Below are 17,055 nucleotides of genomic sequence, written 5' to 3'. Positions count from 1 at the left end.
AGAGGGCCCCGGCTCATGCCGGGGCCCTCTCTCATGCGTGCGGGTTCCGCCCCGCCGGGTGCGGGTTCGGCTCAGCCGGTCGGGTCGAGGCCGTGGCTGCGCAGCCAGGCCAGCGGGTCGATGGCGCGGGTGCCGTTCGGCCGGACCTCGAAGTGGAGGTGCGGGCCGGTGGAGTTGCCGGAGTCGCCGGAGTACGCGATGACGTCGCCGGCCTTCACGTGACCGGAGCGGATCTTGGCGCTGCTGAGGTGGCAGTACCAGGTCTCGGTGCCGTCCGGGGCGGTGACGATCACCATGTTGCCGTAGGCGCTGTTCAGCTGGGTGCGGACGGTGCCGTCCGTGGCGGCCATTACGGGCGTGCCGGTCATCACGGGGAAGTCGATCCCGGTGTGCACGGACATCCAGTTGACGCCGGACTGTCCGAAGCGCGCGCTGAGCCGGTGCAGCTTCACGGGGAGCGCGAACTTGGGGCGCAGCGCCTCCTTGCGGGCCGCCTCCTCCTCGCGCTTCTTCTTCTCGGCCTCCTGGCGGATCCGGAGGTCGATGCGCTCCTGGGTGCGGCTGGCGCGGTCGCCGAAGTCGCGGGCGTCCGCGCTGAGCGCGGCGAGCTGGGTGTCGAGCGCGTTGTTGGCGGCGACCTGCTTGACGGAGGCGGGGTCGGCCGCGGCGAGCGCGGTCGTGGTGTCCTTCTGGCCGCCCTCCGTGGCCCCGGTCAGCCCGCCGACGGAGGCCGCGGCGATGCCGGCGACGCCCATGACGCAGGCGGAGGGGACGGCGACGGTCAGGAGCGCGGACCGCTTGGCGGGGGTACGGCGACGGCCGCGGCCGCCGCCGGAGCCGCGGCGCACCGGGCGGCCGGCGAGCGGGGCGTCCGTGCGGAGCTCGACGGCGGGCGCGTCGTCGGCGTCCGGGAGGTCCTCGTGGGCGCCCGGCTCGTGGAGGTCGTGGAGGTCGCGGAACTCGTCGAGGGAGTCGGAGTCGGCCTCGATGTCGGATGCGGCCTCGGGGAAGGCGCCGTCCGTCTCCGTGTCGGGGACGTACTCGAACGCGAACTCGGCGGTGTGCTCGACGGGGCGCTCGGCGTGCTCCGGGTGGCCCACGGCGTGCTCGGAGGACGGGGTGTCGAGCGGCGTGTACTGCTGGGGGACGTGTGCCTCGGCCTCCGGCGTCGCGTGGTTCCACGCGGTCGCGTCGTAGGTGCCGGTGCCGTTGTCGGTCACGAAGGCGGGGGCGGCCCACTGGCCGGTGGCGTCGTAGGACTCGTAGCCGTACGCGCCCTGGGCGGCGTAGGCGCCGGCGTGGACGGTGTCGTACTGGCCGGTCTGCTGCGCCTCGGTCCACGCGGTGGCGTCCCACTGGCCGGTGGCGTCGTACGAGGCGGTCGTCGCGTACGAGCCGGTGGCGTCGTAACCGGTCGTCGCGTAGGAGCCGGTCGCGTCGTAGGAGGTGGTGTCGTACGAGGCGGCGGCGGTCCACTGTCCCGTGGTGTCCCACTGGCCGGTGGTGTCGTACTGACCCGTCGTGTCGTACTGACCCGTCGTGTCGTACTGCGGGGCGGTGGCGTACTGCCCCGAGGTGTCGTACGAGGCGGAGGTGTCGTACGTGGCGGTGGCGCCGCCGTACCGGCCGAGGTCCCACTGGCCGCTCTGGTCCGCCTGGGCGCCGGCGTAGGCGCCGAAGAGAGGGTCCGTGGAGAAGCTTCCGGTGGAGTGGGCGCCGTCTCCGGCGTACCCGGCGTGGGGGTGCTGGTCGTTCACCAACGTCTCTCTCGCCTCGGCAGCAGGACCAGTCCGGGTCGGGCCCGCTGAGGGGTGTCCCGGGGGTAAGCAGTGGCGCGACTGTACCCGGCGGTACGCGCGGCGGACAATCTTCCGAGGGGTTTGTGCCCGCAGGAAACGGGCAATCGGCCGTGTTTCGCCAGCTGGCGGAGAGAGCTTTGGCCTTGTGTTCGATAAACGTTCGAAGAGCGGTGCCGTGAGGTCAGGCGACCGATCCGGCGTCCGGCTCCTCCTCACGGGCGCTCCGGACCGACGGTCCGACGGCATCGAGGGCCTCGACGACGCCCGCGGCCACCGTCGGGTGCACGGGAAGCGCGAGATGCCCGATCCCGCTGACCCGGACGTTGTGCACGAGGAGGTCGGGGTGGTCGAGCCGGGCGGTCTCCACCGGCACCATCACCTGGTCCAGGTCGCTCCAGAAACTGACGAACCGGGTCCGGCAGCCCGGCGCGGGCCCCGCCAGCTCCCGCAGCACCTCCGAACCGGGACGCATCTGCCGGACCAGCGGGTGCGCGTCGGCGAGCGGGGCCACGGTGGTGCCGCAATGCGGGGTGCCGAGCATGACCAGGGTGCGGACCCTCGCGTCGCCGCCGAGGCGCTGCACGTAGTGGCGTCCGACGAGCCCGCCCATGCTGTGCCCGACGACGTCGACCTCCGCCTGCCCCGTACGGGCACAGATCTCCTCCACGCGGCGGCCGAGCTCCTCGGCGGCGGCCCGCAGGTCGCAGGTGAGCAGCGAGTAGTTCAGCGACTCGACGTGGCCGCGGCCGTGCCGGGCCAGGGCGCGGCGGAGCAGGACGAACACCGAGCGGTTGTCGACGAAGCCGTGCAGGAGGACGACCGGTCGTCGGCCCGGCAGGGCGTCACCGGGGGGCGCGGGCGGGGAGAGCCGCTCGGCCGCCATCCCCGACGGGTAGAGGACGAGGTGACCGGTGAGGACCGCGAGCTCCAGAGCGGTGGCCTTCATCAGGGTGGTGACCTTGGTGAGCTCCATGGCCGGCCTCCCGTACGGCGCGGGGGGCCGAGGGGTACGCCGGTACGCCGCACCCCGCGCCGTACGGACGGCGGTACGGAGGTGCGGCGACCTCGTCACGGCTCCCTGTGCGACCGGGCCCCGCTTGCGGCTGGTGGGCCCGGGAAGAGGGCCCGAAAGCGGGGAACGGCGCAGAGCGAACATGTCCCACGTGTGATTTCCCCCTCCGGAGGCGTCGCGAAACTGCCCCCGTGCGGGATGCTGGGGACAACGTTCGTTCACCTCCCCGGCAGTCAGGCGCGGGGGTCGCATGGGGAGGCAGTGATGGGTGGAGCCGGACCGATCCGCGTGGTGGTGGCCAAGCCGGGGCTCGACGGTCACGATCGTGGCGCGAAGGTGATCGCGCGGGCGCTCCGCGACGCCGGCATGGAGGTCATCTACACCGGGCTGCACCAGACGCCCGAGCAGATCGTCGACACCGCCATCCAGGAGGACGCCGACGCCATCGGCCTGTCGATCCTCTCGGGAGCGCACAACACGCTGTTCGTGAAGGTGCTGGAGCTCCTCAAGGACCGCGACGCCCTCGACATCAAGCTCTTCGGCGGCGGCATCATCCCCGAGGCCGACATCGCGCCGCTCAAGGAGAAGGGCGTGGCGGAGATCTTCACGCCGGGCGCGACGACGGCGTCGATCGTCGACTGGGTGAACGCCCACGTGCGCGTGGCCGCGTAGCCGCGCCACCCGGCCACGTGCGCGGAGCCGCGCCGACGCCCACGTGCGCGGAGCCGGGCCGCCCGGCCACGTGCGCGGAGCCGCGCCGCCCGGCCGCCTCTTTGCGAAGCGGTCCTTCCCCCCGGGGGAAGGGCCGCTTCGGCTTTCCGCAGCCCCCCGCGTCGCCGGCGCGCGTACCCCTCGGAGCTCGCGGGAGTGTCTCTTTCCGCCGCCTCGGCCGCTGCCGTCCCTTCCGGAGCGCTTCCCGGCCCGCTGCCGGAGTGCTTCCCGGCCCGCTTCCGGAGCGCCTGCGGGCCCGCTGTCGGAGTGTCTTCCGGAAGCGTCACGCGCCGTACGTCTGCGCCCCGGCGGTTTCGCCGGTGAGCTCGGCGCGCATCGCGGCGCGCAGCCGGAGGGTGGAGACGAGGCGCTGGAAGGCCTCGGACCAGTAGCCGCCCGCGCCGGGGGAGACGTCCTCCGCCTCGTCGGGGAGGGCTGTCAGGGGCTCGAGCTGCCGGGCGGCGGCCGGGTCGAGGCAACGTTCCGCCAGGCCCATCACGCCGCTGAAGCTCCATGGGTAGCTGCCCGCGTCCCGGGCGATGTCGAGGGCGTCGACGACCGCCGCGCCGAGCGGTTCCGCCCAGGGCACGTCGCAGACGCCGAGCAGCTGGAACGCCTCCGACAGGCCGTGCGCGGCGACGAAGGAGGCGACCCAGCGCGCCCGCTCCTCCGGGGGCAGCATGGACAGGAGCCGGCCGCGCTCGGCCAGCGACGACGTGCCCGGGCCGGTCGCGGGCGGGGCCGCCGGGGAACCGAGCAGCGCGCGCGACCAGTCGGCGTCCCGCTGCCGTACGGCCGCCCGGCACCAGGCCGCGTGCAGTTCGGCCTGCCAGTCGTCGGCGACCGGCAGGGCCACGATCTCCTCGGGGCCGCGGCCGCCGAACCTGGCCGGCCAGCAGGACAGCGGTGCTGCCTCGACGAGCTGCCCCAGCCACCAGGAACGCTCGCCGCGTCCGGCCGGCGGGGTCGCCACCAGACCGTCCCGCTCCATCGCCGCGTCGCATTCGTGCGGGGCCTCGACCGCGATCGTGGGCGACCCGGCCGTCCGGTCGAGGCCGACGCAGGTGGCGGCGCGGCCGGCCATGCGGCCCGCGAGCGCCGAGGCGGGCAGCGCGGAGAGCAGCTCGGCCGCGGTGGCACGGACGTTGCGGCTGCGGTCGGCGAGTGCCGCCTCCAGGAACTCCTCGTCCGGGGCGGAGAGCCCGGTCCGCAGCGAATCGAGGAACATCAGCCGGTCCTCCGCCCGCTCGGTGGACCAGGTCGACGCGAGGAGGGCAAGGCCGGCCGCCGGGTCCCGGGTCCGTACGGCGGCGAGCAGGGCGACCCGCTCGGCGAAAAGGCCCTCGTCCCACAGGGCGCGGACCTTCTCCGGATCGTCGGGGGACGGCAGGTTGCCGCCGGCGCCCGTGCCCCGCAGGGCGAACCTCCACTCGGGGTTGAGCCGGGCCAGCCACAGGCCGCGCGGCCCGGCGAGCCGGAGGGCCTGGGGGCGCAGATCGGTACGGGCCCGGGCCGCGTCGAGCAGGGCGGGCAGTACGGCGGGCGGGGCCTTGTAGCCGTGCCCGTTCGCCAGCGCCAGCCACTGGGGGAGCAGTTCGGCGAGGTCCGGAGCGGCGCCGCGCCGCCCGGAGGGCGAAGGAGCGGCCCGTCCGGCGAGGAGTTGTTCGAGCCGGACCCCGGCGGCGGCCGGCAGCGGTTCGCGCGGATCCCGCGGCGCGGGCTCCGGCCGAGCGACCGCCGCCCCTGGCCGCAGTCCCGCCCGGCGCCACACGGTGTGCAGGGCGGCTTCGTCGAGCAGCGCGCCCGGCAGGCTCCCCGCGGCCGTTCCCGCGAGACCGGCGGGCGGCCGGCGGTCGGTGCCGAGCAGAGCTGAGGTGACGAGCTCCTCCCAGGCGCGGGCGGGGTCGTCGCCGGTGCTCTTCGGGGGGCCGGTGTCCTTCGTGCGGCCGGTGGGCGGAGTGGAGGCGGTCGTGGTGGTGTCCATCGGGGTCCTCCGGGCGGGCAGGGGGCGGTGGCCGGGGGTCATATGAGGGGGACGGTCTCGCCGGGGGCCTCCGGTGACCAGGCGGCGAGGGGCGTGAAGCCGCGGTGGCCGCACTCTCCGAAGACGGTCACGGGCGCGCCGCCGGACAGGGCGACGAGTCGCCAGAGGCCCGGGCGGGACTGGGCGGCGGGGGTCAGGGGGAGGGCTTCGCGGCCGTCCGCGTCGGCCAGCTGCCAGCCGTACTCCGCGCGGGCCGGTACGACGTCCCGCAGGGTGACGGGCCAGGAGTCCAGCCACGGGTCGTCGCGCAGCGCGCGGCCGTAGGCGTCCAGGGCCGCGCCGACCGGGCCGCCCGGCGGCGGGGCGGCGTGGCCGGCGACCGGGGCGAAGTGCTCGCCCGGCTCGGCCCGCAGTCCGCCGGAGCCGGGGTGCGGGGTCAGTTCCCCGTCGAACACCGCGCCGACGGGGAAGGCCAGCCGGGGCGCCCGGCCGGCCGCGCCGAAGGAGAGCAGGAGGGCCGTGCGCCGGCTCGCCGCGCCGTGCAGCCAGATCCGCCGGGTCGTCAGCCGGGCGTCCGCCGTGTCGTACTGGGCGAGGACGTGCCAGTGGTCGTGCACCGGGGAGCCGTTCGCCGGGACGGTGAGGCCGACCCTGGTCCGTACGGTCGCCGCGAGTTCGGGCGGCAGCCGGTCGGCGGTCAGCCACGCCCGGCCGAGGAGGTGCGTCAGCGCGCACTCCTCCAGGAGGCGCACGGGCCAGCCGGGCCCCGAACCCGGTATCGCCCCCAGCTCGCGGACCCGGCCCGCGAGGCCCGGCGCCTGGGCGTCGACCATGCGGGCGGCCGTCTCCTCCCACAGGCCGTACCCGGTCTGCTCGGCCGCCGCGAGGCCGCCGCGCAGCAGGTCGGCGAGCCGCTGCTCCAACTCCCGCGCGCCCGCGGTGACACGGGCGGCCCTGCGCTCGGCCCTGCGGCGCGCGGCCTCCGGATCGGCCGGGGCCGCGGTCGGAGCGCCGGCGTCGGTCCGCCGGGCCGTGCTCTCGGCGCGCCCGCGCCGTCCCTCGAGCCATTGCCCGGCCCAGTCGGGCGCCGCGGCCTCGTCGTCGAACGCCGTCGGGTCCGCGGCCTGGAGGAGCAGCAGGCCCAGGGCGTGCTTGCACGGGAACTTGCGACTGGGGCAACTGCACGCGTACGCGGGTCCCGTGGTGTCGACGACCGTCCGGTACGGCGCGCCGCCACTGCCCTTGCACAGGCCCCACACGGCGCCCTCGGCGCGGCCCGCGCCGGACCACGGCCCGGCCGTGCCGAGCTTGCTCCCCGCTTTGCGCGAGGCATCGTCAGGAGCAAGTGCCAGCACCTGCCCAGCCGTCCGGCGCACCCCCATGGCATTCATGTCACCGACGCTAGAGGTAGGCACTGACAACGGCGCCGACCTGGGACGTTCGCTGACGGGGAAGCGCCGGCGCCGAGGCGGCCGGAGACCTGACGACTCCGGCAGAGCGATTTGACTTTACTGATCCTTTGCGATTCGCTGCGCAAACCGACCGTTCGTTCTGTATCACGTTCCTGGGGGAACCCCGCCATGAATCGCACCGTCCGCACCGCCGTCTCGGCCCTCGCCGTCGCCGGCCTCGCACTCGGCCTCGGTGCCTGCTCGGAGGCCGCCGAGAAGGCCGCCGACCAGGTCGACAAGTCCGTCGGCGAGAGCTACGAGGTGACGTACGAGGTCAGCGGCAAGGGCGTCGAGTCGATCGACTACCACGCCGGCGACGGCACCGCGATGGCCCCGCACGTCGAGTCGGAGAAGAAGCCCACCACGCCGTGGACCAAGACGGTGACGCTGAAGGGCATCATGCCGCCGGCCGTCATGCCGATCTCGCTCGCGCCCGCCGACCTCACCTGCAAGGTGATCTACAAGGGCAAGGTCATCAAGGAGGCCGAGGGCGAGCAGGCGATGGCGGGCGGCTGCGTCGCCGTCTCGCCGCTCATGAGCTGACCCTCCCCCAACTCCCCGACAGGGCCTTCCCCATCGCCTCCGACCAGCGGTGACGGCCCGTTGTCAGTGGCATGGTGCACGGTGGATCGCACAGCAGGTCGAACGATCTGGAGGGGGATCCATGCCCGTGCCCGAAACCATCGCGAAGCCCGGTTCCGGTGTCGAGACGGACACCGGACCGGGACGACCGCGGACCAGCGCGGAGGTCCTGCGGCCGCACGCCGAGCACGCCTTCGCCGACGAACTCGCGGCGCTCGCCGCGGCCGACGACCGCCCCCGGCCCGCCCGCTGGCGCCTCTCGCCGTGGGCCGTCGCCACCTACCTCCTCGGCGGCACCCTCCCCGACGGGACCGTGATCTCGCCCAAGTACGTGGGACCGCGCCGCATCGTCGAAGTCGCCGTCACCACACTCGCCACCGACCGCGCACTCCTCCTGCTCGGCGTGCCCGGCACCGCCAAGACCTGGGTCTCCGAGCACCTCGCCGCCGCCGTCAGCGGCGACTCCACCCTCCTCGTCCAGGGCACCGCCGGAACCCCCGAGGAAGCCGTCCGGTACGGCTGGAACTACGCCCGGCTCCTCGCCCACGGGCCCGACCGGGAGGCCCTCGTGCCGAGCCCCGTGATGCGCGCGATGTCGCAGGGCATGACCGCCCGGGTGGAGGAGCTCACCCGCATCCCCGCCGACGTCCAGGACACGCTCATCACGATCCTGTCCGAGAAGACGCTGCCCGTCCCCGAGCTGGGCCAGGAGGTGCAGGCCGTCCCCGGGTTCAACCTGATCGCCACGGCCAACGACCGCGACCGCGGCGTCAACGAACTCTCCAGCGCCCTCCGCCGCCGCTTCAACACGGTGGTGCTCCCGCTGCCCGCGACCCCCGAGGCCGAGGTCGACATCGTCACGCGGCGCGTCGAGCAGCTCGGCCGCTCCCTGGAACTCCCGGCCGCGCCCGCGGGAGCGGACGAGATCCGCCGGGTCGTCACCGTCTTCCGCGAGCTCCGCGACGGCGTCACCACCGACGGGCGGACGAAGGTCAAGTCCCCCTCGGGGACGCTCTCCACGGCCGAGGCCATCTCCGTCGTCACCGGCGGCCTCGCCCTCGCCGCCCACTTCGGCGACGGAGTCCTGCGCCCCGCGGACGTCGCCGCGGGCATCCTCGGCGCGGTCGTCCGCGACCCCGCGGCCGACCGGGTCGTCTGGCAGGAGTACCTGGAGACGGTCGTCAGGGAGAGAGACGGCTGGAAGGACTTCTACCGCGCCTGCCGCGAGGTGAGCGCATGACGCGCACGGCCACCCCGGCGGAGCCCCGGGCGACGAGCACCGGATGCGACGCCGTGACCGTCGACGCACCACCCACCGGACGGGTCCGCGACGGCGCCGGAACCGCGGCGGCGGCGCGGCGCGGGGGGCCGCTGCTGCTGGGGGTGCGGCACCACGGGCCCGGGTCCGCGCGAGGGGTGCGGGCCGTGCTGGAGGCGGAGAAGCCCGCGGCCGTGCTGGTCGAGGGCCCCGCCGAGGCCGACGCGCTCGTGGCGCTGGCGGCCGAGGAGGACATGAGGCCTCCCGTGGCCCTCCTGGCGCACGCCGTGGACGATCCGGGGCGGGCCGCGTTCTGGCCGATGGCGGAGTTCTCGCCCGAGTGGGTCGCCATCCGCTGGGCACTGGACCGGGGGGCCGCCGTCCGGTTCATCGACCTGCCCGCCGCGCACACCCTCGCCGCGGACCCGACCTGGGACGACGGGGAGGACGCGGTCACCGGGAGCGGGCGGATCGACCCGGTCGCCGAACTCGCCGGCGCCGCCGGGTACGAGGACGCCGAGCGCTGGTGGGAGGACGTCGTCGAGCTGCGCGGGGACGGCGACCCCACCGCCCCGTTCGAGGCCCTCGCCGAGGCCATGGGCGCCCTGCGCGAGGCGTACGGCCACGGCGGCCACCCCCGCGACCTCGTCCGCGAGGCGTACATGCGGCTCCGGCTGCGGGCCGCCCGCAAGGAGTTCGGCGACGAGATCGCCGTCGTCTGCGGCGCCTGGCACGTCCCCGCCCTCGCCCGGAGGACCACCGTCGCCGCCGACCGGGCCCTGCTCAAGGGCCTGCCCAAGGTGCGCACCGAGACCACCTGGGTCCCCTGGACCCACCGCAGGCTCGCCCGCCGTTCCGGATACGGCGCCGGCATCGAGGCCCCCGGCTGGTACGGACACCTCTTCACCGCACCCGACCGGCCCGTCGAGCGCTGGATGACCAAGGTCGCCGGACTCCTCAGGGCCGAGGACCACCCGGTGTCCTCCGCCCACGTCATCGAGGCCGTCCGGCTCGCCGAGACCCTCGCCGCCCTGCGCGGCCGGCCGCTGCCCGGCCTCGACGAGACGACGGACGCCGTCCGCGCCGTCCTGTGCGAGGGCTCCGACGTGCCGCTCGACCTCGTCAGGGACCGGCTCGTCGTCGGCGACGTCCTCGGCGAGGTCCCGGCCGGCGCCCCCGCCGTCCCCCTCCAGCGGGACCTGAGCCGCCGTCAGCGCACCCTGCGCCTCAAGCCCGAGGCACAGGAGCGCGAGCTCGACCTCGACCTGCGCAAGGACACGGACGCCGAGCGCAGCCGGCTGCTGCACCGGCTGCGGCTCCTCGGCGTCGCCTGGGGCGAACCCGCCGCCGGACGGGCCGGCACCGGCACCTTCCGGGAGACCTGGCGCCTGCGCTGGGAACCCGAGCTGCACGTCCAGGTCGCCGAGGCCGGCGTCTGGGGCACCACCGTCGAGGCCGCCGCCACCGCCAAGGCCGAGGCCCGGGCCCTGTCGGCGACGAGCCTCGCCGACATCACCGCCCTCGCCGAGCGCTGCCTCCTCGCCGGCCTCGCCGACGCGCTCCCCGTCGTGATGCGGTCGCTGGCCGACCGCGCCGCGCTCGACACGGACGTCGCCCACCTCGCCCAGGCCCTCCCCGCCCTGGCCCGCTCCCTCCGCTACGGCGACGTCCGCGGCACCGGAACCGACGCCCTCGCCGAGGTCGCCGCGGGCCTCGCCGAGCGGATCTGCGTCGGCCTGCCCCCCGCCTGCACGGGCCTCGACGCGGACGCCGCCGCCCAGATGCGGGACCGGCTCGACGCCGTCCACACGGCGATCAACCTCCTCCCGGACCACCCCACCCCCACGAACCCGCCGGACGCGCCGGACGCACGGGACGTGCCGGATGCGCCGGGCCCGACGGGCGTACCGGACGCGCCAGGCCCGACGGGTGTACCGGATGCGCCGGGTCCGACGGGCGTACTGGATGCGCCGGGCCCACCGGGCTCACCGGGCCCGACGGCCACACGGGACCTGCCGGATCCGCCGGACCAGACGCGCCCGCCCGATCCGACGGGCCTCGCCGAGCGCTGGGCCGGAACCCTGCGCCGCCTGGCCGACCGCGAGCGGATACCGGGGGTCCTGCGGGGCAGGGCGGCCCGGATCCTCCTCGACGAGGGGCGGCTCGCCGCCGACGAGGCGGCACCGCTCATGAGCCGCGCCCTCTCGCCGGGCACCCCGCCGCCCGCCGCCGCGGCCTGGATCGACGGCTTCGCCGGCGGGGCCTCCGGCGGCGGACTGCTCCTCGTCCACGACGAGAGGCTCCTCGGCCTGGTCGACGCCTGGCTCACGTCCGTACCGGCCGGGGCGTTCACCGACGTCCTGCCCCTGCTGCGCCGCACCTTCTCCGGATACGAGCCGGGTGTCCGCCGCACCCTCGGAGAGCTGGTCGCCCGGGGCCCGCGTTCCGCCGCCGAGGTCCGCCCGGCCTCCGGTGGTACCCCCGGCTTCGCCGTCGGCCTCGACCGGGACCGAGCGGACGCCGTCCTGCCCCTCCTCCACCTCATCCTCGGCACGGAGGCCCTCGCATGACCCCTGGCACCAGCCCCGCCGCACCCGCCGCCGTACGCACATCCCTCAGCCCCGGCGGGCGCCCGCCCGCCCCCTCGGGCACCGCCCCCGACGGCACCGCGCCCACCGGCCCCGGCCCCGACACCCCGCCCGACACAGGCCTCGACACCCCGCCCGGCCCCCGCCCCGACACAGGCCCCGACACGCCGTCCGACCCCCGCCCCGGCGCCCCCACCGTGCCGAGCGTCGACCCGGGGGACGAGCGTCTGCGGCGATGGCGTCTGGTGCTGGGGGGAGGGGAGGCCGACGGTACCGGGCGGGCGCTGGCGGGGACCGACGCGGCGATGGACGGGGCCCTCACCGCGCTGTACGAGGACAAGGGACAGGGCGGCGACCGCAGGGGGCGGGACCGGTCGGCGGGGCTGGGGGCCTCGGCGCCCTCCGTCGCCCGATGGCTCGGTGACATCCGCACGTACTTCCCCAGCCCCGTCGTCCAGGTCATGCAGCGCGACGCGATCGACCGGCTCGGCCTGGCCACGCTCCTGCTGGAGCCGGAGATGCTGGAGGCCGTCGAGGCGGACGTCCACCTCGTCGGGACCCTGCTCTCCCTGAACAAGGCCATGCCGGAAACGACCAGGGAGACCGCGCGGGCCGTGGTGCGGAAGGTCGTCGACGACCTGGAGAAGCGCCTGGCCACCCGGACGCGGACCACGCTCAGCGGCGCGCTGGACCGCTCCGCCCGGATCAGCCGCCCCCGCCACCGGGACATCGACTGGGACCGGACGATCCGCGCCAACCTCAAGAACTACCTGCCCGAGCACCGCACGGTCGTCCCCGAGCGGCTCGTCGGCCACGGGCGCGCCTCCCGGGCGGTGAAGAAGGAGGTGGTGCTCTGCATCGACCAGTCCGGTTCCATGGCCGCCTCCGTCGTCCACGCCTCCGTCTTCGGCGCGGTGCTCGCCTCCATGCGGTCGATCGCGACCCGGCTCGTCGTCTTCGACACCGCCGTCGTCGACCTGACCGACCGGCTCGACGACCCGGTCGACGTCCTCTTCGGGACCCAGCTCGGCGGCGGCACCGACATCAACCGGGCGCTCGCGTACTGCCAGTCGCGGATCACCCGGCCCGCCGACACCGTGGTCGTCCTGATCAGCGACCTGTACGAGGGCGGGATCCGCGACGGGATGCTGAAGCGGGTCGCGGCGATGAAGGCCTCGGGCGTCCAGTTCGTGGCACTGCTCGCGCTCTCCGACGAGGGCGCGCCCGCCTATGACCGCGACCACGCGGCGGCGCTCGCCGAGCTCGGCGTTCCGGCCTTCGCCTGCACTCCCGACCTGTTCCCGGAGATCATGGCGGCGGCCCTGGAGAAGCGCCCCCTGCCGATACCGGCGACCTGACCGCGGCACCCGGCGGCGACGGGAACCCCGCCCGAGCAGATTCCGTGCCGCGGCACCCGGCGGCGACGGGAACCCCGCCCGAGCGGATTTCGTGCCGCGGCACCCGGCGGCGACGGGAACCCCGCCCGAGCAGATTTCGTGCCGCGGCTCCGGGCGCCGGTGGAAAGCCCGACGGAACGGATTCCGCACCTGCGGCACCGCCCCGGCGGCTGCGGATTCCGCAGCCGCCGGACCACCCGCACGGGTGCGTCCGGGCCGACTGAGTCCCATATCACACACGGTTCCGAGCGGCCCTCACCCTGGATCCGGGCGCGTCGTGAGGGGCCTGGATGTCAGGCCCCGCCTGCCATGGGCGCCGCAGGCCGGCGGCCGGTGCCCCCTACGGACCGCCCCGCCGCCCCTACGATCTGTGACCCGTATCACCGCTCCGTTGTGACCTGCGATTTAGGGACCCACGTCCCACGGGGATAACCTGCGAGACGGACATGCCGCGTCCACGGACTCCGTGCACGCCTCCCTTGTGACAGCGCAGTCACGTTGCCCTTCGCGGCACGCCCACGCAGACAACGAACCGCGATCATCAGAAAAGGGACGGACGCGCGTGGACCTGTTCGAGTACCAGGCGAGGGACCTCTTCGCCAAGCACGGAGTACCGGTGCTGGCCGGTGAAGTCATCGACACGCCTGAGGCCGCGCGCGCCGCGACCGAGCGCCTCGGCGGCAAGTCCGTCGTCAAGGCGCAGGTGAAGGTCGGTGGCCGCGGCAAGGCCGGCGGCGTCAAGCTGGCCGCCGACGCGGACGAGGCCGTCGCCCGCGCGACGGACATCCTCGGGATGGACATCAAGGGCCACACGGTCCACAAGGTGATGATCGCCGAGCTGTCCCCGGAGATCGAGGCGGAGTACTACGTCTCGTACCTCCTCGACCGCACCAACCGCACCTTCCTGGCCATGGCCTCGGTGCAGGGCGGCATGGACATCGAGGAGGTCGCGGAGAAGACCCCCGAGGCCCTCGCGAAGGTCCCGGTCAACGCCGTCGAAGGCGTGAACATCGAGAAGGCCCGCGAGATCGTGGCCCTGGCGAAGTTCCCGGCCGATGTGGCCGAGGGCGTCGCCGAGGCGATGGTGACCCTGTGGGACACCTTCGTCGCCGAGGACGCGCTCCTCGTCGAGGTCAACCCGCTGGTGAAGACCAAGGACGGCCGGATCCTCGCCCTCGACGGCAAGGTGTCCCTCGACGAGAACGCCGACTTCCGTCAGCCCGAGCACGAGGCTCTCGAGGACAAGGCCGCAGCCAACCCGCTCGAGGCTGCCGCCAAGGCCAAGAACCTCAACTACGTCAAGCTCGAGGGCGAGGTCGGCATCATCGGTAACGGTGCCGGTCTGGTCATGTCGACCCTGGACGTCGTCGCGTACGCCGGTGAGAACCACGGCGGCGTGAAGCCGGCCAACTTCCTCGACATCGGTGGCGGCGCCTCCGCCGAGGTCATGGCGAACGGCCTGGAGATCATCCTGGGCGACCCGGACGTCAAGTCCGTGTTCGTCAACGTCTTCGGTGGCATCACCGCCTGTGACGAGGTCGCCAACGGCATCGTCCAGGCCCTGGAGCTCCTCGCCTCCAAGGGCGAAGAGGTCACCAAGCCGCTGGTCGTGCGCCTCGACGGCAACAACGCCGAGCTGGGTCGCAAGATCCTGTCGGACGCCAACCACCCGCTGGTGCAGCGCGTGGACACCATGGACGGAGCGGCCGACAAGGCCGCCGAGCTCGCGGCTGCGAAGTAAGGGACGAGGGAACCAGAGCCATGGCTATCTTCCTCAACAAGGACAGCAAGGTCATCGTCCAGGGCATGACCGGTGCCACGGGCATGAAGCACACCAAGCTCATGCTGGGTGACGGCACCAACATCGTCGGCGGCGTGAACCCGCGCAAGGCCGGCACCAAGGTCGACTTCGACGGCACCGAGGTCCCGGTCTTCGGCTCCGTCGCCGAGGCGATGAAGGAGACCGGCGCCAACGTCTCGGTCCTCTTCGTGCCGCCGGCCTTCGCGAAGGCCGCCGTCGTCGAGGCGATCGACGCCGAGATCCCCCTCGCCGTCGTCATCACCGAGGGCATCGCCGTCCACGACTCCGCCGCCTTCTGGGCGTACGCGCAGTCGAAGGGCAACAAGACCCGCATCATCGGCCCGAACTGCCCCGGTCTCATCACCCCGGGCCAGTCCAACGCCGGCATCATCCCGGGCGACATCACGAAGCCGGGCCGCATCGGCCTGGTCTCGAAGTCCGGCACGCTGACGTACCAGATGATGTACGAGCTCCGTGACATCGGCTTCTCGTCCGCCGTCGGCATCGGTGGCGACCCGGTCATCGGCACCACGCACATCGACGCCCTCGCGGCGTTCGAGGCGGACCCCGACACCGACCTGATCGTCATGATCGGCGAGATCGGCGGCGACGCCGAGGAGCGTGCGGCCGACTTCATCAAGGCCAACGTCACCAAGCCGGTCGTCGGCTACGTCGCGGGCTTCACCGCGCCCGAGGGCAAGACCATGGGCCACGCCGGCGCCATCGTCTCCGGCTCCTCCGGCACCGCCCAGGCGAAGAAGGAGGCCCTCGAGGCCGCGGGCGTCAAGGTCGGCAAGACGCCGACCGAGACGGCCAAGCTGGCGCGCGCCATCCTGGCGGGCTGACACCGGCGGTAGCTGTACGCGAGGGCCCCGCCCCCGCCCGGACATCCGGGCAGGGGGCGGGGCCCTCGCGCGTGCGGCGGCTACTCGGTCGTCGGGACCAGGCGCTCGGGGCCCGGGTGGGGCCCGGAGCGCAGCTTGTCGCGGAGTTCCAGGTCCTCGGGCCGCAGCTTCTGCGGGCCGCCGCGCACCGGCACCCCGTTGACGGTCTCGCCGGGGGCGTTGACGGGGATGTAGCGGGTCGGCGCGGTCGCGGCCGTGAAGCCCGTGACGCCGATGAGGACCGCCGTCACCCCGAGCACCGCCCGCGTCCAGGTACGGCCGCGCCGCTCGCTGCCCGTCCGGACGGCGCGGGCCGCGGGGAGGGTCGCCGTCGGGGCCTCCGCGACCAGCTCGCTCAGCCGACGCTGCAGTGCCTCGGGCTCGGCGAGCTCGGGGATCCGCTGCCCGAGGAAGGTGCGGGCGTGCAGCAGCCGGTTGGCGGCGGCGGGGGTGCTCGCCTCGGTCTCGGCGGCCGTCTCGGGCAGGTCGAGGCCGAGTCCGTCGTAGAGCAGGACGGTCCGGCGGTACGGGGGTGGAAGTTCGAGGAGCGCGCCGAGCAGCGCCCGCCGGTGCGCCTCCGTCGGGGGTGCGTCGGGGTGCTTGTGGGCGCGGCGCAGCCGGTGCCACGGGGAGAGGGCGTACTCGTACGCCGCCGCCCGCACCCAGCCCACCGGGTCGGCGTCGACGGCGACCTCGGGCCAGTGGTCCCAGGCGTGGTGGAAGGCGTGCTCGACGGCCTCGCGGGAGAGCCGGCGGCGGCCGGTGAGCAGATAGGTCTGGTGGACGAGGCCGGGCGCCGCGTACGCGTAGAGCGCGTCGAACGCCTCCTCGGGAGTGAGGCCCGGCACCGCGGGAGCGCCCGCCGCGGCCGTCGGCTCCCCGGTAGTAGCCGTCGGCTCCCCGGCCGTGGCCTCCGGCGCGGGCACCGGCCCGTACGCCGCCTCCGCCGCCACCGGTTTCAGGCGCTCCTGCGGCCTCTGGACGCCCTTGCGGCCGGGCCCGGGGGTGATGGCCGGGGCGGGGGAGGGGGCCCGCGGCGGTTTGGCGGCCCGCTTCACCGCGGCCTTCGGCCGGACGTTGGGCGAGAAGGCGGCCGGTGCGGCCGGGCTGCCGGCCGGGGCCGGGCCGCCGGCCGGGGCCGGGCCGCCGGCCGGCGGCGTCGGGCCCGGTGCCGGGGTGCCGGCCGGCTCCGGGGTGTGCGCGGCCGTGGTGGAGGCCGTCGTGGGCTCCTGGGGTTCCGGCGCGGGGGACGTGTCGCTCTCCCCGGACGCGGCGAGCAGCTTCGCGTACGCCTCGCGCTTACGGCCCCGGGGCGTCGAGCGCCCGGTCTCCCAGGCCTTGACCGTGGCCTTCGTGACGCCCATGGCCTCGGCGATCTGCTCCTCGCTGAGGGCGAGGGCCTCGCGCAACCTGCGGCGCTCCTTCGGGGTCGGCAGGGTGGCGGAGGGGGCGGAATCCGCGGTGCTCCGGCTCATCGGTGTCGACCTCCCGCAGTGCTTCTCTGGGCGGAAAAGTACATAAACGTATCTTGGGCGACACAACGGAACTTTGCCTGTTACGCGGCAAAAGCGCGTGTCGTTGGCAGCAT

The 17,055-nt window shown here is 74.7% G+C and carries 12 protein-coding genes; 7 read left to right on the top strand and 5 right to left on the bottom strand.

All coding sequences use genetic code 11. The features are described 5' to 3' along the window. Positions 1-71: 71 nt before the first annotated feature. Together AC067A_RS05580 and AC067A_RS05575 are read right to left on the bottom strand one after the other, a co-directional pair. Positions 72-1,760 carry a M23 family metallopeptidase gene (locus AC067A_RS05580; protein ID WP_478614949.1) on the bottom strand — a complete coding sequence of 563 codons (1,689 nt, stop codon included), beginning with the start codon at positions 1,758-1,760 and terminating at the stop codon, positions 72-74. Between the two features lie 220 nt (positions 1,761-1,980). Then, positions 1,981-2,772, bottom strand: coding sequence for an esterase/lipase family protein (locus tag AC067A_RS05575; protein ID WP_478614946.1), 792 nt, complete (start codon positions 2,770-2,772; stop codon positions 1,981-1,983). 303 nt (positions 2,773-3,075) lie between these two features. Between AC067A_RS05575 and AC067A_RS05570 the strand changes: the two genes are divergently transcribed. Next, positions 3,076-3,483 carry a cobalamin B12-binding domain-containing protein gene (locus tag AC067A_RS05570; protein ID WP_478614943.1) on the top strand — a complete coding sequence of 136 codons (408 nt, stop codon included), beginning with the start codon at positions 3,076-3,078 and terminating at the stop codon, positions 3,481-3,483. 322 nt (positions 3,484-3,805) lie between these two features. Here AC067A_RS05570 and AC067A_RS05565 read toward each other — a convergent pair whose 3' ends face one another. Continuing rightward, positions 3,806-5,506, bottom strand: coding sequence for a DUF5691 domain-containing protein (locus AC067A_RS05565; protein WP_478614940.1), 1,701 nt, complete (start codon positions 5,504-5,506; stop codon positions 3,806-3,808). Between the two features lie 38 nt (positions 5,507-5,544). After that, positions 5,545-6,897: an SWIM zinc finger family protein gene (locus AC067A_RS05560; RefSeq protein ID WP_478614937.1), complete on the bottom strand. Its 1,353-nt coding sequence runs from the start codon at positions 6,895-6,897 to the stop codon at positions 5,545-5,547. Between the two features lie 189 nt (positions 6,898-7,086). Between AC067A_RS05560 and AC067A_RS05555 the strand changes: the two genes are divergently transcribed. The 6 genes from AC067A_RS05555 (at position 7,087) to sucD (ending at position 15,428) form a co-directional block, all read left to right on the top strand. Continuing rightward, positions 7,087-7,500: a hypothetical protein gene (locus AC067A_RS05555; protein WP_478614934.1), complete on the top strand. Its 414-nt coding sequence runs from the start codon at positions 7,087-7,089 to the stop codon at positions 7,498-7,500. Positions 7,501-7,621: 121 nt separating this feature from the next. Beyond that, the gene (locus tag AC067A_RS05550; protein WP_478614931.1) at positions 7,622-8,779 is read left to right on the top strand and encodes an ATP-binding protein; all 1,158 of its coding nucleotides are present in this window, start codon (positions 7,622-7,624) and stop codon (positions 8,777-8,779) included. Further along, entirely contained in the window at positions 8,776-11,367 is a 2,592-nt protein-coding gene (locus tag AC067A_RS05545; protein WP_478614928.1) for a DUF5682 family protein, read from the top strand. Before AC067A_RS05550 ends, AC067A_RS05545 begins: the two co-directional genes overlap by 4 nt. Further along, positions 11,364-12,743, top strand: a complete 1,380-nt coding sequence (locus tag AC067A_RS05540) for a VWA domain-containing protein (RefSeq protein WP_478614925.1) — start codon at positions 11,364-11,366, stop codon at positions 12,741-12,743. Before AC067A_RS05545 ends, AC067A_RS05540 begins: the two co-directional genes overlap by 4 nt. Before the next feature lie 601 nt (positions 12,744-13,344). Further along, a complete protein-coding gene (gene sucC / locus AC067A_RS05535) occupies positions 13,345-14,523 on the top strand; it encodes an ADP-forming succinate--CoA ligase subunit beta (protein ID WP_055641766.1) in 1,179 nt (392 codons plus the stop codon). A 20-nt stretch (positions 14,524-14,543) separates the two neighbouring features. After that, positions 14,544-15,428: a succinate--CoA ligase subunit alpha gene (gene sucD / locus AC067A_RS05530; protein ID WP_391757360.1), complete on the top strand. Its 885-nt coding sequence runs from the start codon at positions 14,544-14,546 to the stop codon at positions 15,426-15,428. A gap of 80 nt (positions 15,429-15,508) precedes the next feature. Here the strand turns inward: sucD and AC067A_RS05525 are convergent, their stop codons facing one another. After that, positions 15,509-16,942 (bottom strand): sigma factor-like helix-turn-helix DNA-binding protein, encoded by a 1,434-nt coding sequence (locus AC067A_RS05525; RefSeq protein ID WP_478614920.1) that lies wholly within the window; start codon positions 16,940-16,942, stop codon positions 15,509-15,511. Positions 16,943-17,055 lie beyond the last annotated feature (113 nt).

The sequence above is a fragment of the Streptomyces sp. NPDC043176 genome (assembly GCF_056436715.1).
The sequence above is the reverse complement of the archived record's forward strand: the minus strand, read 5'-3'. Positions and strand labels throughout refer to the sequence as shown.

Coding starts and splice junctions, on each gene's coding strand:
- AC067A_RS05525 (WP_478614920.1), bottom strand. CDS start 16,942: ATGAGCCGGAGCACCGCGGATTCCGCCCCCTCCGCCACCCTGCCGACC.
- AC067A_RS05545 (WP_478614928.1), top strand. CDS start 8,776: ATGACGCGCACGGCCACCCCGGCGGAGCCCCGGGCGACGAGCACCGGA.
- AC067A_RS05540 (WP_478614925.1), top strand. CDS start 11,364: ATGACCCCTGGCACCAGCCCCGCCGCACCCGCCGCCGTACGCACATCC.
- AC067A_RS05565 (WP_478614940.1), bottom strand. CDS start 5,506: ATGGACACCACCACGACCGCCTCCACTCCGCCCACCGGCCGCACGAAG.
- AC067A_RS05570 (WP_478614943.1), top strand. CDS start 3,076: ATGGGTGGAGCCGGACCGATCCGCGTGGTGGTGGCCAAGCCGGGGCTC.
- AC067A_RS05550 (WP_478614931.1), top strand. CDS start 7,622: ATGCCCGTGCCCGAAACCATCGCGAAGCCCGGTTCCGGTGTCGAGACG.
- AC067A_RS05555 (WP_478614934.1), top strand. CDS start 7,087: ATGAATCGCACCGTCCGCACCGCCGTCTCGGCCCTCGCCGTCGCCGGC.
- AC067A_RS05560 (WP_478614937.1), bottom strand. CDS start 6,897: ATGAATGCCATGGGGGTGCGCCGGACGGCTGGGCAGGTGCTGGCACTT.
- sucD (WP_391757360.1), top strand. CDS start 14,544: ATGGCTATCTTCCTCAACAAGGACAGCAAGGTCATCGTCCAGGGCATG.
- AC067A_RS05575 (WP_478614946.1), bottom strand. CDS start 2,772: ATGGAGCTCACCAAGGTCACCACCCTGATGAAGGCCACCGCTCTGGAG.